The 24,035-nt window shown below is 71.7% G+C and carries 23 protein-coding genes; 14 read left to right on the top strand and 9 right to left on the bottom strand.

Annotation, left to right across the window (positions count from 1 at the left end):
- The first annotated feature begins 14 nt into the window (after positions 1-14).
- From DEJ33_RS11305 to DEJ33_RS11285, 5 genes are all read left to right on the top strand, one after another.
- Positions 15-542 carry a helix-turn-helix domain-containing protein gene (locus DEJ33_RS11305; RefSeq protein ID WP_111195002.1) on the top strand — a complete coding sequence of 176 codons (528 nt, stop codon included), beginning with the start codon at positions 15-17 and terminating at the stop codon, positions 540-542.
- Complete coding sequence (locus DEJ33_RS11300; RefSeq protein WP_111195001.1) at positions 539-1,777, top strand: MFS transporter; 1,239 nt, start codon at positions 539-541, stop codon at positions 1,775-1,777. The genes DEJ33_RS11305 and DEJ33_RS11300 overlap by 4 nt, the downstream gene beginning before the upstream one ends.
- A gap of 118 nt (positions 1,778-1,895) precedes the next feature.
- Positions 1,896-2,693, top strand: coding sequence for a hypothetical protein (locus DEJ33_RS11295; protein WP_181432782.1), 798 nt, complete (start codon positions 1,896-1,898; stop codon positions 2,691-2,693).
- Positions 2,694-2,761: 68 nt separating this feature from the next.
- Positions 2,762-3,790 carry a DUF2382 domain-containing protein gene (locus DEJ33_RS11290; RefSeq protein ID WP_111195000.1) on the top strand — a complete coding sequence of 343 codons (1,029 nt, stop codon included), beginning with the start codon at positions 2,762-2,764 and terminating at the stop codon, positions 3,788-3,790.
- Positions 3,791-3,987: 197 nt separating this feature from the next.
- Positions 3,988-4,419, top strand: a complete 432-nt coding sequence (locus tag DEJ33_RS11285; protein ID WP_111194999.1) for a DUF1801 domain-containing protein — start codon at positions 3,988-3,990, stop codon at positions 4,417-4,419.
- Here the strand turns inward: DEJ33_RS11285 and DEJ33_RS11280 are convergent.
- Both DEJ33_RS11280 and DEJ33_RS11275 read right to left on the bottom strand, forming a co-directional pair.
- Complete coding sequence (locus tag DEJ33_RS11280; RefSeq protein WP_111194998.1) at positions 4,416-5,618, bottom strand: acyltransferase; 1,203 nt, start codon at positions 5,616-5,618, stop codon at positions 4,416-4,418. The genes DEJ33_RS11285 and DEJ33_RS11280 overlap by 4 nt on opposite strands.
- Positions 5,619-5,677: 59 nt before the next feature.
- Complete coding sequence (locus tag DEJ33_RS11275) at positions 5,678-6,253, bottom strand: TetR family transcriptional regulator (RefSeq protein WP_111194997.1); 576 nt, start codon at positions 6,251-6,253, stop codon at positions 5,678-5,680.
- A 62-nt stretch (positions 6,254-6,315) separates the two neighbouring features.
- Here DEJ33_RS11275 and DEJ33_RS11270 point away from each other — a divergent pair, with 62 nt between their 5' ends.
- Complete coding sequence (locus DEJ33_RS11270) at positions 6,316-7,254, top strand: SDR family oxidoreductase (RefSeq protein WP_258374517.1); 939 nt, start codon at positions 6,316-6,318, stop codon at positions 7,252-7,254.
- A 97-nt stretch (positions 7,255-7,351) separates the two neighbouring features.
- On the opposite strand, the gene DEJ33_RS11265 is transcribed toward DEJ33_RS11270, so the two are convergent.
- From DEJ33_RS11265 to DEJ33_RS11255, 3 genes are all read right to left on the bottom strand, one after another.
- Positions 7,352-8,650 (bottom strand): NAD(P)/FAD-dependent oxidoreductase, encoded by a 1,299-nt coding sequence (locus DEJ33_RS11265; protein ID WP_110904906.1) that lies wholly within the window; start codon positions 8,648-8,650, stop codon positions 7,352-7,354.
- Positions 8,651-8,750: 100 nt separating this feature from the next.
- On the bottom strand, positions 8,751-9,308 hold the full coding sequence (locus DEJ33_RS11260; RefSeq protein WP_111122142.1) for a dihydrofolate reductase family protein: 558 nt from the start codon (positions 9,306-9,308) through the stop codon (positions 8,751-8,753).
- Positions 9,309-9,366: 58 nt separating this feature from the next.
- Complete coding sequence (locus DEJ33_RS11255) at positions 9,367-9,759, bottom strand: hypothetical protein (RefSeq protein WP_111194996.1); 393 nt, start codon at positions 9,757-9,759, stop codon at positions 9,367-9,369.
- 104 nt (positions 9,760-9,863) lie between these two features.
- On the opposite strand from DEJ33_RS11255, the gene DEJ33_RS11250 reads away from it, so the two are divergent.
- Genes DEJ33_RS11250 through DEJ33_RS11235 form a run of 4 tightly spaced genes read left to right on the top strand, consistent with a single transcriptional unit; the run spans position 9,864 to position 12,703 of the window.
- On the top strand, positions 9,864-10,652 hold the full coding sequence (locus tag DEJ33_RS11250) for an alpha/beta fold hydrolase (protein WP_111194995.1): 789 nt from the start codon (positions 9,864-9,866) through the stop codon (positions 10,650-10,652).
- Positions 10,649-11,353 (top strand): triacylglycerol lipase, encoded by a 705-nt coding sequence (locus DEJ33_RS11245; RefSeq protein WP_258378155.1) that lies wholly within the window; start codon positions 10,649-10,651, stop codon positions 11,351-11,353. The genes DEJ33_RS11250 and DEJ33_RS11245 overlap by 4 nt, the downstream gene beginning before the upstream one ends.
- 52 nt (positions 11,354-11,405) lie before the next feature.
- Entirely contained in the window at positions 11,406-12,035 is a 630-nt protein-coding gene (locus DEJ33_RS11240) for an SRPBCC family protein (RefSeq protein ID WP_111194994.1), read from the top strand.
- The gene (locus DEJ33_RS11235) at positions 12,032-12,703 is read left to right on the top strand and encodes a DUF4166 domain-containing protein (RefSeq protein ID WP_111194993.1); all 672 of its coding nucleotides are present in this window, start codon (positions 12,032-12,034) and stop codon (positions 12,701-12,703) included. Before DEJ33_RS11240 ends, DEJ33_RS11235 begins: the two co-directional genes overlap by 4 nt.
- A gap of 18 nt (positions 12,704-12,721) precedes the next feature.
- Here the strand turns inward: DEJ33_RS11235 and DEJ33_RS11230 are convergent, their stop codons facing one another.
- The 4 genes from DEJ33_RS11230 to DEJ33_RS11215 form a co-directional block, all read right to left on the bottom strand.
- A complete protein-coding gene (locus DEJ33_RS11230; protein ID WP_146242596.1) occupies positions 12,722-14,161 on the bottom strand; it encodes a hypothetical protein in 1,440 nt (479 codons plus the stop codon).
- Between the two features lie 50 nt (positions 14,162-14,211).
- The gene (locus DEJ33_RS11225) at positions 14,212-15,219 is read right to left on the bottom strand and encodes a LacI family DNA-binding transcriptional regulator (RefSeq protein WP_111195088.1); all 1,008 of its coding nucleotides are present in this window, start codon (positions 15,217-15,219) and stop codon (positions 14,212-14,214) included.
- Positions 15,220-15,358: 139 nt separating this feature from the next.
- Positions 15,359-16,612 (bottom strand): endo-1,4-beta-xylanase, encoded by a 1,254-nt coding sequence (locus tag DEJ33_RS11220; RefSeq protein ID WP_111194991.1) that lies wholly within the window; start codon positions 16,610-16,612, stop codon positions 15,359-15,361.
- Between the two features lie 398 nt (positions 16,613-17,010).
- Positions 17,011-18,045 carry a LacI family DNA-binding transcriptional regulator gene (locus tag DEJ33_RS11215; RefSeq protein ID WP_258378154.1) on the bottom strand — a complete coding sequence of 345 codons (1,035 nt, stop codon included), beginning with the start codon at positions 18,043-18,045 and terminating at the stop codon, positions 17,011-17,013.
- Positions 18,046-18,222: 177 nt separating this feature from the next.
- Between DEJ33_RS11215 and DEJ33_RS11210 the strand changes: the two genes are divergently transcribed.
- The 4 genes from DEJ33_RS11210 to DEJ33_RS11195 all read left to right on the top strand — a co-directional run bounded on the left by DEJ33_RS11210 (position 18,223) and on the right by DEJ33_RS11195 (position 23,886).
- A complete protein-coding gene (locus DEJ33_RS11210; protein WP_111078466.1) occupies positions 18,223-19,518 on the top strand; it encodes an ABC transporter substrate-binding protein in 1,296 nt (431 codons plus the stop codon).
- Between the two features lie 2 nt (positions 19,519-19,520).
- Positions 19,521-20,552: a carbohydrate ABC transporter permease gene (locus DEJ33_RS11205; protein ID WP_111043988.1), complete on the top strand. Its 1,032-nt coding sequence runs from the start codon at positions 19,521-19,523 to the stop codon at positions 20,550-20,552.
- Complete coding sequence (locus tag DEJ33_RS11200; protein ID WP_110904899.1) at positions 20,552-21,433, top strand: carbohydrate ABC transporter permease; 882 nt, start codon at positions 20,552-20,554, stop codon at positions 21,431-21,433. The genes DEJ33_RS11205 and DEJ33_RS11200 overlap by 1 nt, the downstream gene beginning before the upstream one ends.
- A 119-nt stretch (positions 21,434-21,552) precedes the next feature.
- A complete protein-coding gene (locus DEJ33_RS11195; RefSeq protein WP_111195086.1) occupies positions 21,553-23,886 on the top strand; it encodes a beta-glucosidase in 2,334 nt (777 codons plus the stop codon).
- Positions 23,887-24,035 lie beyond the last annotated feature (149 nt).

Raw genomic sequence — 24,035 nt, 5'->3', positions numbered from 1 at the left:
GCCACGATGCCTCCGTGTCCACGATCGACGAACTCCGCGCGACCGCGCACCCCATCCGCCTGCGACTGCTGTCCCTGCTGACGGGCGTCGCGATGAGCGCCGCCGAGGCCGGACGGGAGCTCGGGCTGTCCCAGGCGACCGCGAGCTACCACCTCCGGGTCCTCGAGCGGGCCGGGCTCGTCCGGGTCGTCGAGGTCGTCCGACTGCGGGGTGGCGAGGCGAAGCGCTACCGACACGAGGCCTCCTCGGTGCCGTTCGACGCCCACGAGGTGCATCCGCTCGACCCCGAGGCGGCCGAGGACCGGCTGGTGTACCTCGACGCCGTCGCCGAGGAGCTCCGCCGACGCGCCCGCGACCAGGTCGACGGTCCCGGCGTCTCGACCGACGCCGCACTGTGGGTCGACCCGGAGACCTGGCGTCGTGTGGTGCAGCACATCGGCCAGGCGTCCGCGATCCTGCACGCCGCTGCCCGTCCGCCGCGGACACCCGGCACGCGTCCGGTGTCGGTCACGGCCGCCCTGTTCCCCCTCCGCCGCTCGTGAGCACCACGGTCGACCGGCTCGGTCCGCTGCGTTCCGCGCCCTTCCGGTGGCTCCTGGCAGCGCGGACGACGAGCATCCTCGGCAACGCGGTCGCCCCGATCGCCCTGGCGTTCGCGGTGCTCGACCTCACCGGGTCCGCGGCGGACCTGGGCCTCGTCGTGGCGGCCCGCTCGGTCGCGAACGTCGCGGTCCTGCTCTTCGGTGGGGTGATCGCGGACCGGTTGCCCCGCGACGTGGTCCTGGTCGGGACGTCGTCCGCGGCTGCGGTCACGCAGGCCGCGGTGGCCGCGCTCATCATCTCCGGGACGGCGAGCATCCCGTCACTGGTGGTGCTGAGCGTCCTGAACGGGGCCGTCGCGGCCGTCAGCCTGCCCGCGGCCGGGGCGCTGGTGCCGGACACGGTGCCCGAAGCGCAGCTCCGGCCGGCGAACGCCCTGCTCCGGCTCGGGCTCAACGGCGGGAGCATCCTCGGAGCGTCGGCCGGTGCCGGACTCGTCGCGGTGGTGGGACCGGGTTGGGGGCTCGCCGTCGACGCAGCGGGCTTCGCCGTCGCCGCGGTCCTCTTCACCCGCATGCGACTGCCGCGCGGGCGGGCCGAGGCCGATCGGCCCGAGCGCACCTCGGTCGTCGCGGACCTCCGCGAAGGATGGCATGAGTTCGTCGGCCGCCGCTGGGTCTGGATCGTCGTCCTGCAGTTCGCCGTGCTCAACGCCGCCTTCGTCGGTGCGACCGCGGTGCTCGGGCCCGTCGTCGCGGACGCCTCGTTCGGCCGGGCGGCCTGGGGGCTCGTCGTCGCCGCGCTGTCGGTCGGACTGGCGGTCGGCGCGGTGATCGCCCTCCGGTGGCACCCCCGGCACGCACTCGGCATCGGTGTGGCGCTGATGGTCGTCGCCGCGGTACCGGTCCTCGCCCTGGCACTCCGACCCTCCGTCCCGGCCTTGATCGTGTCGTTCGCCGTCGCCGGGGCCGCGATCGAGGTCTTCTCGATCGCCTGGGACCAGTCCCTGCAGACCAACGTGCCGCGGGACGTCCTGGCGCGGGTCTACTCGTACGACGCCGTCGGGTCGGTCGTCGCCGTGCCGTTCGGCGAGGCGCTCGTCGGACCGCTCGCGCACGCCGTCGGGACCACGCCGACCCTGCTCGGCTGCGCGGTGCTCATCGTGGTCGCCACCGTGGTCGCCGCCGTCACCCCGAGCGTCCGCCGCGTCACGGTCCAGGAGGCTCCTCCGGCCTGATCCGCGGGACTGTCCGCGAACCGCACGGCCGTCGTCGTCTGCCCGCGCTCCCACCCGCTCCGGTGTTCCGTACCGGGCGGATCGAACACCAGCACGAGCACCACGCCAGGAGGCAGCCATGAGCACACCCGACGACGACACCCGGCCCGTCCGTCACGCCGGAGCGAGCGACGGCACCGGCCCGGAGGGAGCGCACCGCGACGGCGAAGCCTCGCACGCCGTCGCGGCACACGACCAGGACGGACCGGACGGGGCCCAGAACCACGGGACCCGGGACCACGGGACCCGGGACGGGGCAGCGGCAACAGCCGTCGGCGGCGGCGCCGCCCGCGCCGACCGCGGCCCGACCCAGCGCGAGAGCGTCCTGGAGCGCGAGAAGGACGAGTTCGCCGGCTTCAAGTGGGGCTCGGCGTTCTTCGGCTGGCTCACCGCCACCGGTACCGCCGTCATCCTCACGGCGGTGCTCACCGCGGTCGGCGCGGGCGTCGGTCTCGGCCAGAACGCCGGTGACGTCGACAGTGCCGCGAAGGACGTCACGAAGAACGGCGACGTCGTCGGCATCGTCGGCGCCATCGCACTCGCGGTGATCCTGTTCGTCGCCTACGTCGCCGGTGGCTACGTCGCCGGCCGGATGGCGCGCTTCTCCGGCGCCAAGCAGGGCGTCGCGGTGTGGATCTGGGCGGTCGTCATCGCGATCGTGGTGGCGATCGTCACCGCCGTCGCCGGCAGCCAGTTCAACGTGCTCGGGAACCTCAACAGCTTCCCGCGCATCCCCGTCGACGAGGGCACCCTGACCGTCACGGGCATCATCACCGTCGTCCTGGTCGCGGTGATCAGCCTGGTCGGCGCCGTCCTCGGTGGCCTGGCCGGCATGCGGTACCACCGCAAGGTCGACCGCGTCGGCCTCGGTCGCTGACGTCCGGCTCCGACCACCCCACGAACTCACACGTCCGCAACCCCACAGCACGAACGGAAGGAACGACCATGATCGACACGAACACCATCAACAGCGTCTTCGGCGCCAAGGTCATCGACCCGGACGGCCAGAAGGTGGGCACCGTCAAGCAGGTCTACGTCGACAACGAGGACGGGCACCCCCTCTTCGCCAGCGTCTCGACGGGGCTCTTCGGCACGTCCGAGTCCTTCGTCCCGCTCGAGGGCGCCGACCTGACCGGCGACGAACTCCGCGTGGCCTACGACAAGGACCGCATCAAGGACGCTCCGCGCATCGACGCCGACGGCGACCTGAGCGACGACGAGCAGGACCGGATCTTCGACCACTACGGCCTCGGCAGCGGTGCCGCGGGCACGACCGGCGACGGCGACGGCACGAGCACCGACACGGGCGCGGACGACGGCACGATCGGCGTCGACCCCGACCTGACCCCGACCGACCCCGCTGCCGCAAGTCCCCACCACGCAGGCGACACGTCCGGTCGTGACCTCCCAGCCACCGACGACCGTGTGGCCGGAGCGGCCGGGTACGACACCACCGCGGACGCGGCAGGCGTCGCCGACAGCGACACGGTCACCGGCCGCGACACGACGGACACCGACCGCGGCGTGACCGACACGACCGCGTCCGCAGGGCACGACACGACCCCGTCCGCCGGGCACGACACGTCGGGGCCGGACACCGACGACGCGATGACCCGGTCGGAGCAGCGCCTCGACGTCGGCACGCAGCGTGTCCAGACGGGCCGAGCCCGTCTCCGCAAGCACGTCGTGACGGAGCAGCAGAACATCACCGTGCCGGTGCAGCACGAGGAACTGCGCGTCGAGACCGAGCCGATCACCGACGGCAACGTCGGTGCTGCGACCGACGGCCCGGACCTGTCCGAGGAGGAGCACGAGGTGACCCTCAGCGAGGAGCGCGTCGTCGTCGACAAGGAGACCGTCCCGGTCGAGCGCGTCCGCCTCGGCACCGAGACCGTCACCGAGCAGCAGCAGGTGTCCGAGGACGTCGCGCACGAGGAGATCGACCTCGACCAGGACGGCGACACCCGCCGCTGAACCGTCAGCACCGTTGCGGTCCGGACAGCGACCGGACGGGAGGCCCGGTGCCGGTCGGCACCCGGGCCCCCTCCGGCCGACACCGTCCCGACGCGCCAGCGGCGGGACGGCCGTGTCGGGTGGGGAGCCTCCCGTCCGTGGTTCCACCGGAACGCACGACGGGGTCTCCGATCTGTCCGGGGCACTACCGTGTGCACATGGCCGAGACGGATGAGCCCCAGACGGATGAGCCGCCAGCGGGCGAGCTGACGCCCGCGCAGCACATCGACGCGATGATCGCGGCGCACCCGGACTGGCGCGGTGCGGTCCTCGCCGACGCCCGTGCCGCGGTGCTGGCCGTCGACCCCGCCATCGAGGAGACGTGGAAGTGGCGCGGTGCCCCGGTGTGGGAGCTCGACGGCATCCTCGTCGTCGGCAACGTCTTCAAGCAGGCCGTGAAGCTCGGCTTCATGTACGGCGCGTCCCTCGACGACCCGGACGGTCTCTTCAACGACGAGCTCGGCGGCAACCAGCGCCGCGCGATCAAGTACTCCGCCGGTGACCCCGTCGACGTCCCGGCGTTGCAGGCGCTCGTCCGTCGGGCGATCGAGCACAACCACACCCGACGCCAGGCCGGTCGCCGGCGTTAGCTCGTGGCGGCGCTCCGCGCGGCCCGGTCCTCGGTGACCAGGCGGTGGGCCTCCCGGGTGCGGGCGCGGAGCTTCTCGACGGGGACCTCGACCGCGTAGGCCGCGCCGATCGACACCACGACCGCGGCGGCGAAGAGCCAGACGTCGCCGAACCAGCCGATCGCGAACGTGCCGAGCAGCGCGATGACGAGCGGGTGCCAGAGGTACGCGGAGTACGAGACCCGGCGGCCGAACCAGGCGACGGGGGTCCAGGAGAGCGCCGCCGACACCGGGGTGCGGACCGAGACCAGGCCGCCGATGAGCACCGCGGCGAAGACCCCGGTGACCGGCATGAGCAGCCCGAAGGTCCAGGCGTGCTCGGTCCAGTCGTCGTCGATCCAGAACTGCACGCCGAGGACCGCAGCCGCACCGGCCCAGGTACCGATGTGTCCGGCGAGACCTGAGGCGAACGAACGGAAGCGCTCGTCGTCGAGCAGCAGCGCGAGCAGGCACCCCGTGGCGAGCGGGACGACGCCGAGCACGGGCGAGAAGTACACGTCCGGGGTCGATCCCCCTGAGGGCGTGCGGTAGCTCAGCCAGGCTGCTGCCGAGGCGCCGACGACCACGGCGGACAGGCCGGTGACCAGCGTGCGCCGGCGTCGTCCCAGGGCGAACAGGAGCACGAGCACCGGCGGCCAGACCAGGTAGAACTGCTCCTCCATCGACAGGCTCCACGTGTGCGCGAAGACGCCCTGCGTGGTGTCCCAGAACGACCGGTAGAGGTTGCCGGTGTAGGTCAGGGCGATGAACGCGGCCTCGCCGGCCGAGAACGAAGCACCCTTGTAGTCCCCGACCCAGTTCCAGAGCAGCAGCCCGGCGACCACGAGTGCGAGGAGCGCCGGGTAGAGCCGGAGCAGCCGCTTCCACCAGAACGACCCGAGTCGGATCGTGCCGGTCTTCCGACGTTCACGGAGGAGCAGCGTGGTGATCAGGTACCCGGAGAGCACGAAGAAGACGGTCACGCCGATCCACCCGCCCTCGAACTGCGGCACGTGCAGGTGGTAGAGGACCACGATGACGATCGCGACCGTGCGCAGGCCGTCGAGGGCCAGGGCGCGGTGCACGAGCGGAGCGGGTGAGGCCGTACCGGTCGGGACGGCCGGGGTTCCCGCCTCGGGGACGGTCCTCTGGGCTGGCGCCGGGGCTGCGGTCCGGGTCATCCCGCCAGTGTGCTCCGGGAGTCCAAGAACGGGCTCAGTGCGCTCCGGTCACCCAGCGGTCAGGCGTGCTGTCGACCCAGCGTGCTCGCCAGGGCCTCCAGCCGTTCGGTCGCCAGATCGGGCATCGTCCGCGTCTCGCCAGGCGAGATCCACTGCGCGAACGCCAGGTGGAACACGGTCACGCCGGACTGGGCCACGAGGGTCGCGGCCGGCTCCGGGACACCGCGGTCGCGGAGGAGCTCGGCGAGCCGGGCGCCGAGGCCGGACAGCTTCGCGAGCTCCCGTTCGCCGAGCGCTGGTTCGGCGTCGATCACCCGCTGGCGGGTACGGGACCACTCGCGGCGGTCCTCGGGGAAGAACGCTCCGGCGCCCGCCAGTGCCCGCGCCACGAGTTCGAGCGGCGGAGTGCCGGCCGGGGCCTCCTGGATCGGGCCGACGAACATCTGCAGGAAGTCGTCCTGGCCGGCGAACAGGACCTCGCGCTTGTCGGCGAAGTGCCGGAAGAAGGTGCGTTCGGTGACCTGGGCGGCACGGGCGATGTCGGCGACCGTGGTGGTCTCGAAGCCGCGGTCGAGGAACAGCTGCAGCGCGGTCCCCTGCAGTCGCTGCCGCGTCCCGGGTTGCCATCTCGCCATGCCCGGAGTCTACCGAGCGATGACGGCGATGACAGCCGCTGACGCCGGGTGTACGGTTCTTGATGTCAGCAACTGACATCATCGAGAAGGGCACCACCATGCACGTGTTCGTCACCGGAGCCTCCGGCTGGATCGGCTCCGCCACCGTCGACGAGCTCCTCGCCGCCGGCCACCGCGTCACCGGGCTCGTCCGGTCGGACGCAGCCGCCGCGTCCGTCCAGGGGAAGGGCGCCGAGGTCCTCCGCGGCGACCTCGACGACCTCGCGGCCCTGCGTCACGGAGCCGAAGCCGCCGACGGGGTCGTCCACCTCGCCAACAAGCACGACTGGGCACACCCGGAGGAGACCAACGCCGCCGAGCGTGCCGCGGTCGAGACCCTCGGCGGGGTCCTCGTCGGCAGTGACCGGCCGTTCGTCGTCGCCTCCGGCGTTGCTGGACTCACCGCCGACCGCCCCGCCATCGAGGACGACCCGAACCCCTTCGTCGGTCCGCAGGCCATGCGCGGCGGCAGTGAGAACCGCGCGCTCGACTTCGTCGACCAGGGCGTGCGCACCGTGATCGCGCGGTTCGCCCCGACCGTGCACGGGCACGGCGACCACGGGTTCGTCGCGCTGCTCACCGCGGCGGCACGGCGCCACGGGGTCGCCGCGATGATCGGCGAGGGGACGAACGGCTGGGCCGCGGTGCACCGCACCGACGCCGCTCGGCTGGTCCGGCTCGGCCTCGAGAGCGCCCCCGCGGGCACCCGGATGCACGTCACCGCCGAGGACGCCGTCCCCACCCGCGACATCGCGCAGGCGATCGGGGACGCCCTCGGTGTGCCGGTCACCTCGGTCGACGCCGCCGACGCGGTCGACCACTTCGGCTTCATCGGGCGGTTCTACGGCATGCCGATGGCTGCCTCGTCGACCGCGACACGCGAGCTCCTCGGCTGGCAGCCGACCGGGCCGACGCTGCTCGAGGACATCGCCGACGGCGCGTACACGGCGCCGCGCGGCTGACGGTCCCGCCCGACCACGTGACAGACGGGAGGCTCCCCACCGGACCGGTGGGGAGCCTCCCGTCCGTCATGTGGTGACGGCTGTCACCCCGTGACGGCTACTCCGCCTTCTGCAGCTGCCAGGGCTCCGGCTCGCGGTCGCCGTTCGGGCGGACCGGACGGACGTCGCCGACGATCGGGATCGAGCGCTTCCGCATGAACCACACGTAGCGGACGAAGAAGTGGGTCAGCGTCGACATCCGGTTGCCGTTGCCGAGCAGGCTGGTGATGTGGACGAACACCCACGCCGCCCAGGCCACGGGGCCGACCATCGTGATGCCGCCACGCAGCTGGGCGACCGCGGCGTTCGTGCCGATCGTCGCCATCGTGCCCTTGTCGAAGTACTTGAACCGTTCGGTCGGCTTGCCGGCCAGACGGCGCTTGATCTGCTCGGCGACGTGCTTGCCGCCCTGCAGCGCCGGCTGCGCGAGCTGCGCGAGCGCGTCGTCCTGCGCGGCGATGTCGCCGGCCGAGAAGACACGGTCGACGCCCTTCACGCTGAGGTCGTCGTTCACCTGGATGCGGCCGCCGTGGGTCTGCGGCAGCCCCCAGTTGCCGACCTCCTTGTGTGCCGACACACCCGTCGCCCAGATCACCTGCGAGGCGGGGATGACCTCGCCGCCGGCCAGGCGGACGCCGTCGGGCATGACCTCCTCGACACCGGAGTTCAGCCGCAGGACGACGCCGCGCTTCAGCAGGATCTTCGCCGCGTACCGACGCAGTCGCGGGGCGAACGGCTTGAGGAGCTCGCCGCTGCGGTGCACGAGCGTGATCGAGATGTTGCCGCGCTCGATCTCCGGGTACGCACCGACCAGCGCCTGGTCGCGGAGTTCCGCGAGCGCCCCCGCCATCTCGACACCAGTCGCACCGCCGCCGACGATGACGACGCGGATCTCGTCCGGACCCTGCTTCGCGGCGGCCTGCTCCAGGCGCGTGAACAGCTCGTCGCGGATGCGCAGGGCCTGGGAGCGCGAGTACATCGAGTACGCGTACTCGTAGGCGCCGGGCGTCCCGAAGTAGCTCGTGTTCACGCCGTTGGCCAGGATCAGGTAGTCGTAGTGCAGGTGCTCGCCGTCGGACATCTCGGCGATCCGCTCGTCGTGCCGGATCCCGGTGAGCAGGCCGTGGCGGAAGTCGGCGTTCGACTGGCGGGCACGCAGGCTGCGGAGGAAGTACGTCACGTCGCCCGCGTTCAGGCCGCCGGTCGCCACCTGGTACATGAGCGGCTGGAACATGTTGTAGACGTGGCGGTCGACGAGCGTGACCCGGACCGGAGCGTCCTTCAGCTCACGCATGGCGGCGATCCCGGCGAATCCACCGCCGACGATGACGACGTGTGGGCGGGTGTCCTGCGGCATGGTGAGCTCCGGTTTCGTGCGGTCTGGGCCACCCAGAAGGGTACGCCGATCGCGCGCACCTGCCGTCCACCCCTGTGGCTGACGGCCGGGAGGCGCGGCTTCAGTCCGCCGACTCGGCGTACCGCCCGTAGGTGCTCAGGACGTTGCCCTTGCTCGTCACGGAGTTCGCGACCAGCCGGAGGCGCGTGGGCGGGTCGGTCGGCTCGAACAGCTTCCGACCGCGGCCGGCGACGGCCGGGTGGATCATCAGCTGCAGTTCGTCGAGCACCCCGGCGAAGAGCAGGCTGCGCACCAGGGTGACGCTCCCGCACACGGCGATGTCCGCTCCGTCACGCTGCTGCAGCTCGCGGACGAAGGTGGGGACGTCGCCGGTGATGCGCGTGCTGTTCTCCCACGCCAGGTCGTCGCCGAGGGTGGTGGATGCCACGTGCTTCTCGATCGGGTTGATCCACTGGCCGAAGGGGTCCTCCGGGTGGGCGGGCCACCACTCCGACCACTCCAGGTAGCTGTTCCGGCCGAGCAGCACGGTGTCGGTGGCGTCCATCCACGCGGTCATGCCCGCGCCGAGTTCGTCGTCGAAGCTGTCGTACTGGAACTCGTACGGGTCCTGCACGACACCGTCGACCGAGGTGAAGAGCCCCGCTGTGACCTTGCGCATGGGCGCGAGCGTAGCGCTGGCGGGAGTCGGAGCACCAGGGTCTGCGCCCGCGCCGCGGTCAGTTGCCGCTGCCGTCCGTCCCGCCGTCGGTCTGGCCGCGGGGGCCGGAGCCGGGGCCGGAGAACGATGCGCCGCCGTGCGCTCCACCGACCGCGTGGCCGACCGCGAAGCCGACGCCGCCGCCGACGAGCAGTGCTGCGAGACCGACGGCCACCGCCACGATCGGCCAGAACCACGGCGGTCGCGGTGTGGTCCGTCCGGTCGGTGCCGGAGCGGGGGTGCCGGACCAGGCCGGGGGAGCGGGGTGCGTCCCGGCGAGAGCGGGACGAGCGATGTCGGGGCCCGACTGCGGGGCGGCGGTGGCGGTGCCCGCGGTCGGGCCGGTGGGGGCGGGTGCTGGGGCAGCCGACCAGTCGTCGGGGCGCCGTCCGGAGGGGTTCGTGTCGGTCATGGGAGCAGTGCACCGCGTCGACCTTGCAGGAATCGAAGACGGTGCTGACTCCCCGCTGCGGATCGTTCACAGGCAGCGGGTGGTGAGCCGCCTAGTCTCAGGGGATGCGCGCTCTCGTCGAGACCGTCCGGATCGACGGACACCCCGTGCGCTTGCGCACCCTCGCCCCGGCAGGACGCGTCCGGGACGCCCTCGCTCCGACCATCGTCATGGTGCACGGCATCGGCATGTCCCACCGGTCGTTCCTCCGGGTGCAGACACTGCTCTCGCAGACGCACCGGACCGTCTCGGTCGACCTGCCCGGGTTCGGTGGACTGACCCGTGCCGGGCGCAGGTTCCAGGTGGACGAGTACGCCGACCTCGTCGTCCGCGCGGTCACCGCTCGTGGCATCAGCGACCTGGTCGTGATGGGGCAGTCGATGGGCACGCAGATCGCCGTCGCCGCCGCGCTCCGCCACCCCGACGTCGTCAACTCCGTGGTCCTGGTCGGGCCGGTCGTCGACGACCGGCGGCGCTCGCTGCCGCGTCTGGGTGCGCAGCTCCTGCTCGACTGCGCGATCGAGGGCCTCCGGATGAACGTCATCGTCTTCGGGGACTACGTCCGGAGCATCCCGCAGTACGCCCGGGAACTCCTGCCCATGCGGGACTTCCGGATGCTCGACAGCGTCCGGGCCCTGACCGTGCCGGTGCTCCTGATCCGCGGCGAGCAGGACCCCATCGCCAAGCACGACTGGGTGGAACGGCTCGTGGCCGCCGCGGACGCGGGCGCGCTCGTCGAGCTCCCCGGGCCGCACCACGTGCAGGAACACCAGCCCGTCGCCGTCGCCCGTCTCGTCGACGAGTTCCGTCGCGTCCAGACCCTGGAGGCGACCCGGGACGGCGTCCCGCTGTGACCGGCGCGACCGCCGAGACGAGCCCGGTCCGGGTCGGACTGGTGCGTCGTGCGCGATGGGCGCTCCTCGACTGGGTGTACGCCGTGGTGTGGCAGGTCAGGAGTCTCGGGCCCACGACCGCCGACGACTACCGCTCCGGCGACCGGCAGGCCGTGATCGTGATCCCCGGCGTCTACGAGACGTGGCACTTCATGCGCCCCCTGATGGACGTGCTCCACGACCGCGGCCACCCGGTGCACGTGCTCACCGTCCTCCGGCACAACCTCAAGCCGGTGCCCGTCTCGGCGGAGGAGGTGATGGCCTACCTCGACGAGCACGACCTGCACCGGGTGCTCGTCCTCGCGCACAGCAAGGGCGGCCTGATCGGCAAGTACGCCATGACCCGACTGGACCCGCACGGCCGCATCGACCGGATGGTGGCGGTGTCGACGCCGTTCGCCGGGTCGAAGTACGCCGTCCTGGCACCCGTCCGACACCTCCGGGTGTTCCGCGCCGCCGACCCGGTGCTCGCGGGCCTGGCGCGGGAGCTCGACGCGAACACCCGGATCACCTCGGTCTACGCGGTCTTCGACACGCTCATCCCCGGCGGCAGTGAGCTCGCCGGGGCGGAGAACGTGCGGCTGGACCTCGGCGGCCACTTCCGGATCCTCGCCGACCGGCGCACCGCGGCCGCCGTGCTGCGGGCGGCGGACGGCGACTGACGGCGTCGCTGCCGCTGGTGATGGCACTCGGGCCGGCACTACGCTCAGCCCCGTGGCCAGCCGGAGCATCTACGTCGAGACGCTGATCGACGCCGACGTCGACGCGGTGTGGGCCGCCACGCAGGACCCCCGGCAGCACGTCCGCTGGGACGTCCGGTTCTCGGAGATCGTGCCAGAGCCGGCCGACACGGACGGAGCCGCTCGCTTCACCTACGTCCGACGCTCGGCCCTCCACGACGTGCACGGCACTGGCATCTCCATCGGCGAGCGACTGCGTGACGACGGCACGCGCACCTCGGCGCTGCGCTTCGCCACCGACGACCGACTCTCCCCGATCCGCACCGGGCGGGGCTACTGGCGGTACGTGCCGACCGACGACGGCCGGACGCGGTTCATCACCGGGTACGACTACGACTCCGGGTGGGGACCGCTCGACCTCGTCGTCCGACCGCTCCTCGGGTGGGCGACCGCGTGGAGTTTCGACCGGCTCCGCGTCTGGCTCGAGGGCGGGGCCGAACCGGAGGCCTGGCCGCTCACCAGCGTCCTGGCGGTGTGGCGCCGGGACCGGCCACGGGCCTCCCGGACGCGCCGCGCACCGGTCGGCGGGACCCGTCGAGCCGACCACCTGCGGGACGCCCCGGCGACCCTGGCGACGCTGGCCCGACCCGGAGGAACGTCATGACCTCGGTGTTCCAGGAGGCGCTCGGCGCCGACTTCGACCGGCTCCACCCGATGATGCAGCGACGGTTCGGTGTCGGACTCGACGCCGCTGAGGCCTGCGTCGGCCACGGCACCATGCAGTCGATCCGCCGAGGTCCGTGGTGGACGGTGCCGTTCCTGCAGATCGGCCGGCTCCGCAACATCCTGGTACCCGACGTCGGGAACGACGTCCCGTTCACCATTGAGAACTACCCCTACCGCGACGTCCTCGGCCGCGAGACCGTCACGTTCGTCCGGACGTACACCGTGCGGTCCGGACGCACCGCACGGTTCGACGCGACGATGGTGCTCGTCGACGGTCGGGTGCTCGACTACCTCGGCTCGCACCAGCACCTGGCGGTCGACCTCGACCTTGCCGTCGACGAGCGTGGTGGGCTGGTCCTGACCTCCGATGCGCAACGGTTCCACGAGGGGCCGTTCTCGTTCCGGTTCCCGATGCTGTTCAGCGGCCGGGCGACCCTGCACGAGTGGTGGTCGGACGAGGACCGGTCGTTCCACGTCGACCTCGAGGTGCACAACCGGCTGTTCGGGTTCCTCTTCGGGTACCGCGGGTCGTTCACCTGCGAGTGGGTGCCGGCGACGGACGCTCCCGAGCGGTTGAAGCCGCGGCGGACCGAGGCGCGGACGTAGGCGTCAGCCGGAGCGTGCTCAGATGTCGAGGACGCCGTCGACCGCCGCGCGCCGGGATGCGATGTGGCCGGTCGCGATGTCCTCCTCCAGGTGCACCGTGACGTACTGCCGGTCGATCGGGTACCCGGCGTCGTCGAAGACCCGGTGACGCCTGCGGAGCCGCAGGAACGGCACCGCCGTGTGTTCGAACGACACGACCACCTCGGTGTCCGGCCACGACCTCTCGACGTCCACCTGCACCGAGCGGTAGTCGCTCCGCACCCGGGTGACGGTGTCGGTGTCGGCCGACCACATGATGCTCGGTTCGCTGAGCCCCGCGAGCTGCTCGCGGACCGCCGCGACACTGCGCTCGACCGTCTCCGGGTCCGGTTCCGGCGTCTGCCAGGAGGCTCCGCTCACCCCCGTCAGGTCGAGTCGCCCGATCCAGGGCGCGCGTCGGGCCTGGAGCGCGGCGTCCTCAGCCGACCACACCACCTCGAGTTCCTCGAGGTCCGCTCCGGCGTCCTCGTCCGCAGCCGGCTCGGAGGCATGGTCCTCGGTGACGACGACCGACGGGATGCCCGCTGCGACGTCGATGACCACCTCGCGCGCGTCGTACACGGTGTCCCAGCTGCGCCAGGGCCCGCGTTCGCCGAACGGCACCTCGACCTGTCGGGGACCGGCGGGGTGGAAGCGCAGGGTCATCCGGCCGTCCTCGATCGAGACGGCGTCGACCAGGTGGTCGACCTGCACCGTGGTGCGTTCGTCAGCCGGGGTGACGCGGACGATCTCGGTCGGTGGAGTCGGCAGGGAAGTGCTGACCGGACCGTCGCCGTCCGCGTCGTCGTCCTGGTCGTCGTCGCCGCCCAGCGGGTGGGCGAACCGGATCGTCCACTGGCTGGCGGTGCCGACCATCGTCTGGTCGTCACTGTCACTGTCACTGTCACTGTCGTCGGTCCCGGCACGGTCTTCGTCTTCGTCGTCCGGCTCGGTCCACGCGTCACGGTCGGGCCAGAACGGTGCCACCTCGGCCCACTCGAGCGTCTCCGGGTCGATCCGGGACATGTCGTCGTCCTCGTCCGTGCCGCCCGTCCCCGACGTCCAGAACGAGGCGTCGCGGGGATCGCCGACCCACAGCCCCTCGGCGTCGACCCCGATCGGTCGCCGGTCGCCGAGTTCCACGGACCGCGGCGGCTGCTCGGGTGACAGGAACACGGCCGTCCGGGACGACTGCTCCAGGTTCTCCGCCTCGTAGACGACCCACACGCCGGACGGGATCGCCCAGATGTCGGTCCGTTCGACGGTGACCACCGGCAGGGGTGCCGTCGGCCAGGTCAGCCACCGTCGGAACTCGTCACCCCGCACCACGGCGGCCACCGGCCTGTTCGTGTCCGGGACGATCGTCACCGCTCCGACCGCGACGGCGTCGAGCGGGTCGAGCGGGTCGAGGGGGGCGGGAAGTCCGGGCTCATCGGTCACGTCGACGACGCTAGCGGCCGGGTCTCGGACCTGCGGCCCCGACCGCGCCTTCACCGCGTCGCGACGCTCGCGCGCTCGACGATCCGGTGTGGCACGACGACGGTCCGGACCGGTGCCTCCCGGTCCTCGATCCGTCGTTCGAGCAGGTCGAGCGCCGCGCCCGCGAACGCCCGCCTGTCGAACGACACCGTCGTCAGCGCGGGGACCGCGAACGCGGCCTGGTCGACGTCGTCGAACCCGACGACGCTCACCTGCTCCGGCACCCGGACGCCCCGGCTCGCCAGGACGTGCAGCACTCCGAACGCGATCGAGTCCGTGAACGCGAACACCGCGTCGGGCAGTGGGTTCCGGTCCAGCCACTCGCCGAACGTCCGTGCCGCGGCCGGCGTCGTCCACTCCGGCAGCGGGACACGGAGCGTCGGGTCGACGGGGACACGCCGTGCGGCCAGCGCGTCCTCGTGCCCGAGCTGCCGCGTCCGTGCGGTGGCGGTGACGACGTCACCCCGCTCGGCACCGACGATCGCGATCCGCCGGTGTCCGCGGTCGAGGAGCATCGTCGTGACCTCGCGCGCAGCCGCCCGGCTGTCGACGTGCACCTGGTCGACGTGCTCCGGTTCGACCTCGCCGATCACGACGGTCGGCGGCAGGCCGTCGGTGTTCGCGAGGGTGCTGGCGTCGAGCGACACCGGGTTGAGGACGAGCCCGTCGACCAGGTGCGCCCGCGCCCGCGAGACCAGGTCGCGTTCCCGCTCCGGGTCGGTCGCGGTCTGTTCGAGCTGCACGACGAGACCGCGGTCGTGCGCCAGGACCACGAACCACCGTGCGAGGTCGGCCGAGTACGCACTCGCGAGCTCCGGCAGCGTCACGGCGATCGCCCCGGTCCGGCCGTTCCGCAGGCCCCGAGCGGACAGGTTCGGCACGTAGCCGAGTTCGACGACCGCGGCTTCGACGCGGGCACGGGTCTCCGGGCGCACGACGACCCCGCCGTTGACGACGTTGGAGACGGTCTTGGGGGACACCCCGGCGAGGGCGGCCACGTCCCGCACGGTGGCGCGCATGACAGCACCGTAGCGCGCGGGGCGCATGCGATCGGCGGGTCGTCGCTGGTCCGAGCCGGCCGCGTGTCGGACGGGAGACGCGTCCCGACCGGTCACGCGCCTCCCGTCCGACGGCGGTCGCGCCCGCACGGCGGGACGGTCAGTCCGTCGTCAGCCGGAGTTCTGTCGGCGTGTCCCGACCGATCGTGAGTGTCGCCTCCGCGCTGCCGGCACGGACCGCGTAGTCGCCACGGAACCCGCGGAACGTCGCCCGTCCGGAGTCGTCGGTGCGGAGGGTCGTCGGCCCGGTCCACCACTCGTCCTTCACCAGTCGACGGAGTGTTTCGTAGGCGGGCTTCGGCGTGCCGTCTGCCCGCACGAGCCCGATCGGCGCGTTGAGCCAGGCGCCCTGGTCGGTGATGCCCCAGTAGGTGATCGCCTCGACGGCGGGGTGCCAGACCAGGCTGCGGTAGTGCCGTTCGAGTTCGTCGGCCTGACGTGCTTCCCCCTCGGGCGTTGACGGCCACGAGTCCACCCGGTGGTCGTTGAGGTCGACGATGTGCGCGGGCATCAGGTCGCCGGACACGAGGGAGGTCTCGGTCAGGTGCAGCGGCAGACCGTACCGGGCGAAGCGGTCGACCATCGCGAGCATGGTGTCCTCGCCCCAGTACCCCTGGTGCATGTGGGTCTGCAGCCCGATGGCGTCGATGCGGATGCCGGCCTCGAGGACGCCCTCGATCAGGCACTCGTACGCGTCCGACAGGTCGAAGTCGTTGAGCAGCAGTGTGACGGCGGGGTTGGTGGCGCGGGCCTCGTCGACGGCCATCCGGATCATCGCGAGCCGGCCGCGGGCCAGGGCGAGGGGCGTGATGCCGTTGTCGCCGTTCGCGAAGTGCGGCATGATCACGACCTCGTTGATCGCGTCCCAGGTGTCGACGAGGCCGGTGAAGTCGCGCACCTCGCGGCGGATCCGCTCCCGCTGGAGACGCTCGACCTCGTCCGTGTCCAACCCGAGCAACCAGTCCGGCTGCACGGTGTGCCAGACCAGCGGGTGCCCCTTCGTCGCGACACCGCGGTCTCGGAACCAGGCGGCAGTCCGCTGCAGTCGTTCGGTGTCGGGGCGGCCGCGCTCCGGCTCGAAGCGGCCCCAGTAGAAGGGCAGCGTCGCGGTGTTGAACACGTCGAGCCAGAGGTCGGCGAGCTCTGGCGTGCCGGGGTCCTCGTCCGGGTCGTGTTCGTCGGGCGCGTCACCGTTCGCGAGGCCGACGAAGTCGAACCCGATGTTGCCGAACCCGAACGCGTGGCGCTGCTGTTCCACGACGACCTCGGTTCCCGCCCGGGGTGTGCCGTCCGCGTCGAGCACGGTGACGAGGGCCTCGCCGGTCCGGTGTGTTGTGTCCTGGTGCGTCGCCATCGACGGCCTCCCGTATTTGTTGTGAGCGGGAACTTATCAGGTCCGCCCGCCGCGCGCGAGGGCGGCTGCGTGGCCGCGTGGCTGCGTGCCTGCGTGCCTGCGTGCCTGCGTGCCTGCGTGCCTGCGTGGCCGAGTGCGCGAGACGCCCCCGTCTGCGCGAGACACCCCCGTCTGCGCGAGACGCCGCCGAGTGGGCGAGGCGCCGCCGGGAGTGGCGGTGTTTCGCCGGGGAGGCGGCGTCTCGCGCCGACGCCGCCGTCTCGCGGGGCGGACGGGAGGCGCGGGGCGGGCTGGCACTGTGCCTCCCGTCCGACGTCGCCGAGTGGGCGAGACGCCGCCGAGTGGGCGAGACGCCGCCGGAAATGGCGGTGTTTCGCCGGGGAGGCGGCGTCTCCGCCTCAGGATCCGGGTGGGGGCGGAGCCGTGCTCGCCCGGACCACGAGCGATGCCGGCAGCTGCACGTGCGCCGGCACGTCGCGGCCGCCGAGGAGCTCGAGCAGCATCCGGAGCGCCTCGGCGCCGAGGTTGTGCAGCGGCTGCGCGACCGTGGTCAGCGGGGGAGTGGCGTTCGCAGCCTGGGGGACGTCGTCGAAGCCCACGACGGACAGGTCCTGCGGCACGCGGAGCCCGAGTTCCCCGGCGACCTGCAGCACCCCGATGGCCGAGCTGTCGTTCGCCGCGAAGACCGCGGTCGGTCGGTCGTGGCGTGCGAGCAGTCCGCGGGCGACCTCGGCGGTGGCAGCGGTCTGGTAGTCCCCGACCCGCACCTGGTCGGGGTCGAAGGGGATGCCCGCGGCCTCGAGCGACTGTCGGTACCCGAGCTCGCGGAGTTCGGCCGACGCCAGGTCGGCACGCCCGCGGATGTGGGCGATCCGGCGGTGACCGAGGGCGATGAGGTGCTCCGTGGCCGCCCGGGCACCGCCGACGTTGTCCGAGTCGATCGCGGCGTGGCCCTCGGGCCCGGTGTGCGGGTCGATCGAGACGACGGGGATGGGGGTGCTCGCCATCAGGGTGGTGGGGGTGACGACGATCGCACCGTCGATCAGTGTGCCGGCCAGGCGGGAGAGGGACCGGCGCTCCCAGCCGGGTCGGGCCTCGCCGCTGACGAGTCCGGCGTAGGCGAGGAGCTCGTACCCGGTGCCGTCAGCAGCGGACGAGATGCCCTTGAGTAACTCGGTGGAGAAGGGCTCGAACTCGGTGACCAGGATGCCGATCACGTCGGTACGGCTGCGGCGCAGGCTGCGTGCGACCAGGGAACTCTCGTACCCGAGGGACTCGATCACGGCCATCACCCGCTGCGACGTTGCGGCGGCGACACCATCGCGTCCGTTGATCACCTTCGACACGGTCGGGACGGAGACACCGGCGGCTCGCGCGACATCGCTGATGGTGGTCCGCCCCGGCAGGGGAGCAGGACGGGCGATGGCATCCACGTCGACACCGTACTCGTCCCCGGGCCCCGTTCCGTCCCGATGAACCAACTTCGTGCCGCGTGGCGCACCGGACAGAAATCGTTATCGAAATCGATTGACAAGCCGTTCGAGCGCCAGGCATGCTCTCCGTGCGGCCTCGCGGTCGCATGTCAACGACGACTACCGAGGGACTCCACAATGACGAGGAAGAACAGGTTCGCGGCGGCCATCGCCATCGCAGCCGGCACCGCACTGCTCGCCACGGGCTGCTCGAGCGGCGGAGCCGCAGACGACGGCAACGGCAAGGTCACGATGACCTTCTGGCACAACTCCACCACCGGGCCGGGCAAGGCCTACTGGGCGGACACGGTCAAGGCGTTCGAGGCGAAGAACCCGAACGTCACGATCAAGATCCAGGCCATCCAGAACGAGGACCTGGACGGCAAGCTCCAGACCGCGCTCAACTCCGGCGACGGCCCCGACGTGTTCCTGCAGCGCGGTGGCGGCAAGCTCAACGCGATGATCAACGCCGGGCAGCTGCTCGACATCAAGGACTCGATCAGCGCGGACGCCAAGAAGTCCATCAGCGCCGGCACCTTCTCGGGCTACGACGCGAAGGACGGCACCTACGCCATGCCCGTCGCCGTGCTCCCCGAGGGCATCTGGTACTCGAAGGACCTGTTCGAGAAGGCCGGCATCGACGGCACGCCCACCACGATGGACGAGCTGAACGACGACATCGCCAAGCTCAAGGACTCCGGCGTCGACCCGGTCGCCGTCGGTGCGAAGGACGCCTGGCCGGCCGCGCACTGGTACTACAACTTCGCCCTCCGCGCCTGCAGCGAGAAGACCCTGACCGGCGCCGCGGAGTCGCTGAAGTTCGACAACGCCTGCTGGACCAAGGCCGGCAAGGACCTCGAGGCCTTCAACGACACCAAGCCGTTCAACCAGGGCTTCCTCACCACCGCCGCACAGCAGGGCGCCGGCAGCTCCGCCGGTCTCCTCGCCAACCACAAGGCGGCCATGGAACTCATGGGCGCGTGGGACCCGGGCGTGATCTCCTCGCTGACCCCGGACGCCAAGCCGCTGCCGGACCTCGGCTGGTTCCCGTTCCCGGCCGTCTCCGGTGGCAAGGGTGACGCGAAGTCGATGATGGGTGGCGTCGACGGCTACTCCTGCACCGCGAAGGCCCCGAAGAAGGCCTGCACGGACTTCCTCAACTTCATCGTGCAGAAGGACAACCAGGAGGGCTACTACAAGGCCTTCCAGGCGATCCCCGTCAACCAGGACGCCCAGTCCGTCGTGTCGGAGTCGTACCTGAAGACCGCGCTCGCCGCGTACAAGGACGCCCCGTTCGTGTCGCAGTACCTCGACACCCTCTACGGCCAGAACGTCGGCAACGCGCTGAACACCAGCGTCGTCGACGTCCTCGCCGACAAGGGCACCGCCAAGGACATCGTCACCACCACCAACCAGGCTGCGGCCAAGGGCTGACCATGACCCTCGACACCTCGCTCGGCACGAACCCGACCACCGGGTCGGACCGCGCCTCGGGGTCAACGACGGCGGGGAGCGGTGCGTCCAGCGCACCGCGCCCCGCCGGGCGTCGGCCCGCCAAGCGGCTCGCGGACTGGCGGAAGCGCGCCGAGATCGCCGTCCTCGCCGGACCCGCCGTGATCGTCTTCGTCACGTTCGTGATCCTGCCCGTCGGCATGGCCGCGTACTACGGGTTCTTCAAGTGGCAGGGCTACGGCCCGCCCACCGACTTCGTCGGGCTGCAGAACTACGTCATCATCTTCCAGGACCAGGCCTTCCGGTCGGTCCTCATGCACAACGGCTTCATCGTCGTCCTGTCGCTCGTGCTGCAGGGCCCGATCGCGATCGTCCTCGCGCTGCTCCTCAACCAGAAGATGCACGGCCGCGGACTCATCCGCGTCCTGGTCTTCGTGCCGTACGTGATCTCCGAGGTCATCGTCGGCACCGGGTGGAGCCTGCTGCTGCAGTCGAACGGCGCTGTCAACGACATGCTCCAGTCCATCGGACTCGGCGGTCTGCGTGCCGACTGGCTGTCCAACCCGGACATCGCCATCTGGACGCTGCTGCTGATCATCTCGTGGAAGTACATCGGCTTCGCGGTGATCCTGTTCCTCGCCGGCCTGCAGAGCATCCCCGAGGAGCTCTTCGAGGCCGCCGCGATCGACGGTGCCGGCTACTGGCAGATCCAGCGGCGCATCACGCTGCCGCTGCTCGGCCCGACCATCCGCATCTGGGCGTTCCTGTCGATCATCGGGTCGCTGCAGCTGTTCGACCTCGTCTACATCATCTGGGGGCAGTACATCGCCTCCACCGCAGGTACCTCGACCATGGCGACCTACATGGTGGGCAACGGCCGCAACTCCGGGAACTACGGCTTCGGCAGTGCCGTCGCCGTCGTGATGTTCGTCATCTCCCTGGCCGTCGCGCTCATCTACCAACGATTCGTGCTCCGCCGGGACACCGCGGGCGCGATCACCGAAGGGAAGAAGTGATGGCCACCACGAGCATCGTCGCCCCCGGGCGTCGTGCGACACGGGAGCGCCGGTCGAGCGCGGCCATCGGTCGCGCCAACCCGCTCACCTACGTCGTGGCGATCCTGTTCGTCGCCGCGAACCTCGCCCCGGTGCTGTACATCGTGCTGGGCGGCTTCCGGACGAACTCGCAGATCACCACGAGCCCCGCCGGCCTGCCGGCCCCGTTCGAGCTCGGCAACTACGGCTCGGTCCTCGGCAGTTCGATCTTCTGGCAGGAGCTCGGCAACTCGGCGATCAGTGCGATCGCGACGACCGTCGGTGTCGTCGTGCTCGGCCTGATGGTCAGCTACATCCTGGCCCGCTACCGGTTCGCCGGCCGCGGCGCCCTGTACGCCCTGTTCGCCGCAGGCCTGATGTTCCCGATCACCGTCGCGATCACGCCGCTGTACCTGCTCATCAAGGACCTCGGTCTGACGAACAGCCTGGCCGGCGTGATCCTGCCGCAGATCGCCTTCGCCCTGCCCACGACGGTCATCATCCTGGTGCCGTTCCTCCGGGCCATCCCCGACGAGCTCGAGGAGGCAGCGTCCATCGACGGTGCCAGCCGCCTCGGGTTCTTCTTCCGGATGATCGTGCCGCTGTCCCTGCCGGGCGTCGTCACCGTCGGGATCCTGGCGTTCATCGCCAGCTGGAACAGCTACATCCTGCCGCTGTTCATCCTCAACAACGAGGGCAGCTACACGCTGCCGCTCGGCGTGCAGGCGTTCTCGTCGCAGTACTCCGTCGACACCGCCAAGGTGCTCGCCTTCACGTCGATGTCGATGATCCCCGCGCTGATCTTCTTCACGATCTTCCAGCGCCGGATCGTCGGCGGTCTCACCGGGGCGGTCAAGGGATGACGATCACCAACGAACCGAGACAGGCAGTGGACACCGTCCGCACCGACCTGTCGGACCCGGCCCCGGGCCTCCCGGCCGTCCCCGAGGTGAGCGACCGCGTCCGCGACCTGCTCGCCCGGATGACGCTCGAGGAGAAGGCGGCGCAGATCGTCGGCTACTGGCTCGACCAGAACGGCGTCGTGGCACCCATGCAGGGCGAGATGGCAGCCGGGCAGGACGCCCAGGCGACCCTGCCGGAGGTGACCCGCGACGGCATCGGGCACTACACCCGCGTCTACGGCACCCGCCCGGTCGACGCCGAGGAGCGGGCCGCCTGGCTCTGGCAGGAGCAGCGTCGCCTCAAGCGGGAGACCCGACTGGGCATCCCCGCGCTCGTGCACGAGGAGTGCCTCACCGGACTGGCCGCCTGGAAGGCCGCGACCTTCCCGACCCCGCTCGCGTGGGGCGCTTCGTTCGACCCGGAGCTCGTCGAACAGGTCGGCCGCGCGATCGGCGACTCGATGCGTGAGCTCGGCATCCACCAGGGGCTCGCGCCGGTGCTCGACGTCGTCCGCGACCCCCGCTGGGGCCGGGTCGACGAGTGCATCGGTGAGGACCCGTACCTGGTCGGCACCGTCGGCACCGCCTACGTGCGGGGTCTGCAGGACGCTGGCGTGCACGCCACGCTGAAGCACTTCCTCGGCTACTCGGCCTCCCGCGCCGGACGCAACCACGCGCCCGTCTCGGCCGGGCCCCGTGAGATCCGGGACGTGTTCCTGCCGCCGTTCGAGATGGCGCTGCTCGACGGCAACGCCCGCTCGGTCATGAACTCCTACACCGAGACCGACGGCGTCCCGATGGCCGCCAGCCCCGAGTACCTGACCGGGGTGCTCCGCGAGCAGCTCGGGTTCGACGGCGTCGTCGTCGCCGACTACTTCGCGATCGCGTTCCTCGAGGTGATGCACGCCGTCGCCGCCGACCGCGGCGAGGCCGCTGCACTCGCGCTCGAGGCCGGCATCGACGTCGAACTGCCCACCGGGGACGCGTACCTGCGCCCCCTGGTGGAGCGGGTGCGTTCGGGGCAGTTGGACGAGGGGTACGTCGACCGGGCCGTCCTCCGTGCGCTCGCACAGAAGGAAGCACTCGGTCTGCTCGACCCCGACGCGTACGAGGACGAACCGCCCACCGGCGTCGACCTCGACTCACCCCGACACCAGGCGCTCGCCCGTCGCCTCGCGGAGGAGTCGATCGTGCTGCTCGGCAACGACGGCGTCCTGCCGGTCCGGCGGACCCCCGACACCGTCGCGGTCATCGGCCCGAACGCCGACCGTGCCGAGGCGCTGCAGGGCTGCTACTCGTTCGCGAACCACGTCCTGGCCGCCCACCCCGGGCTGCCGCTCGGGTTCTCGATCCCGACGGTCGCCGAGGCACTGACCGACGCCTTCGCCGGAGCATCGGTCCGGGTCGTCGAGGGCTGCGCGGTCGAGGGGGAGGACCGGACCGGCATCGCCGCTGCCGTCTCCGCCGCCACCGACGCCGAGCTCGCCGTCGTCGTCGTCGGCGACCAGGCCGGCCTGTTCGGCCGCGGCACCGTCGGCGAGGGCAACGACTCCGAGTCGCTCGACCTGCCCGGCGTGCAGCGCGAACTGGTGGAGGCCGTGGTCGCCACCGGCACGCCCGTCGTCCTGGTGCTCCTCACCGGCCGTCCGTACGCCATCAGCTGGGCGCTCGACGGCGAAGGCCCGCGGCCGGCTGCCGTCCTGCAGGCGTTCTTCCCCGGCGAGGGCGGCGGACTCGCGATCGCCGACGTCGTCACCGGTGCGGTGAACCCCTCGGGTCGGCTGCCAGTGTCGCTGCCGCGGTCCGCGGGTGCGCAGCCGTACTCGTACCTGCACCCGGCGCTCGGTGGACCCTCGGACGTCACGGCGACCGACTCCACCCCGGTCCGGCCGTTCGGGTTCGGTCTGTCGTACGCGTCGTTCGGGTACTCGGACCTGGTCGTCGACGACTCCGTGCAGGCCGGTTCGGCCTTCACCGCGAGCGTCACCGTCACGAACACCGGGACGGTCGCCGGCGCCCACGTGGTGCAGCTGTTCGGGCACGACGTCGTCGGATCGGTCACCCGGCCCGTCGTGCAGTTGCTCGGGTACGCCCGCGTGGAACTCGACGCAGGGGAGTCCGTGCGGCTCGCCTTCACCGTCCCCACCACCCGCCTGGCGTTCAGCGACCGGCGGATGGTCCGGATCGTGGAGCCCGGCGACGTGGAGGTCTGGGTCGGCTCGCACGCGGCCGCCTCGGCCTCGGTCGCGGACGCGGACACCGCGACCGGTGGCGTGATCGTCAACGAGCGCGCCACCGCAGTCCGGGTCCTGCCGGGTACCGCGACGCCGCGCGCGGTCCTCGCGGTCGAGGGACCCTTGCACGAGGTCACCACACGGGACGCGCGACTCGTCACGTGGGAGGTCGTCGGCTGACGGGGAACCGGCCGATGACGGCCGCCGCGGGGGAGCGCGGCGCCGTCGGACGGGAGGCCCGTGACCAGCTGGTCACGGGCCTCCCGTCCGTCGTGGGGGCGGCGCGGGGCTGCGGTGCGGAGTGGGCGGCTGCGGCGCTGTCGCTTATA

This window comes from Curtobacterium sp. MCPF17_047, assembly GCF_003234045.1.
Lineage (GTDB): Bacteria > Actinomycetota > Actinomycetes > Actinomycetales > Microbacteriaceae > Curtobacterium.
This window is presented reverse-complemented; position numbering and strand designations above follow the sequence as displayed.